At 35.5% G+C, this 1,031-nt stretch carries 1 pseudogene; it reads left to right on the top strand.

Annotated elements, in window-relative coordinates:
- Positions 1 to 386 precede the first annotated feature (386 nt).
- Positions 387 to 1,031 (top strand): annotated as a pseudogene (locus tag JQ843_RS05695) (GHKL domain-containing protein); the annotation flags it as partial.

Raw genomic sequence — 1,031 nt, 5'->3', positions numbered from 1 at the left:
TATTCTCAGTATTTTGACCATTATCAGCTCTATTTATTGGATTTAGAGATTGATGGAGAGCGTGATTGGATAGTATGATTTTGACTTTTATTAAGGAGACTCTATTTGCTTTATTGTTGATAGTCTCCATTATAGTTCCTCCAATCTATCTAGGTTACCAAATTACACCGGAATTTCGTAAAAAGAGATACGTAGTCTATTTACTAATGATGCAAGCAATAGCTGGTAAAACTTTTTTTGAAATTATGTATTTGGAAGTTTTAATCTTTTTTTACCTTATTTTCTATATGAAAGGGAAGAAAAAGGGGGAGTCTTTATTTCTTTCGCTCTATCTTTTTAGTTTTTATCAGAGTATTCGCTATTTATTGGTATTGTTCTATATTCGGATGTTAGATATAGATATGCTATCGGAAGTAGGAAATGGGATTGTTAACTCTTCTTTTTCCCTATTAGCTATCGTACTAACAGTAGTTATGATGAAACGTTGGTCTTTAGATTTGGATTTATTCTTTTCAGATGCTTTCAAAACCCACTATCGTAAGAGTTTTTTCATTATCCTACCTCTGACTGGATTTAGGATATTCTCTTCGTTTATGACCAATAGAAATAGTTCTTTCTACGTTCGTTTTGATACGACCATTTCTCTCCTGATTTTCATTCTCTTTTTCTCTTGGCTCTTTTACATCAAGCATTTGGAACAGGTTTATCGTGATGAGCAGACCATTCAGAGACAGGAAGATGAAAATCGTTCCTTGCAAGGGATGGTGGATAAGCTGGGTCATCTCTATGATGAAGTTCGAGGTTTCCGTCATGATTTTGCAGGGATTGTCGCCAGCATGGAGCCTGCCATAGCGAATCAAGACATGGCTGAGGTGTCTACCATTTATCAAGATGTCTTTCTAAAGACAAATGAAAAGCTGAGGAAGGCGGATTACACGGCCTTTAATCTTCACAATATCCATGATATAGCTATTCGCAATACCTTGGCAAAAGCCATGATTGTGGCAGATAATCAGGGAATTCATTTTAGT

Source organism: Streptococcus mitis (assembly GCF_905187495.1).
Classification (GTDB): Bacteria; Bacillota; Bacilli; order Lactobacillales; family Streptococcaceae; genus Streptococcus; species Streptococcus mitis_CU.
The sequence above is the reverse complement of the archived record's forward strand: the minus strand, read 5'-3'. Positions and strand labels throughout refer to the sequence as shown.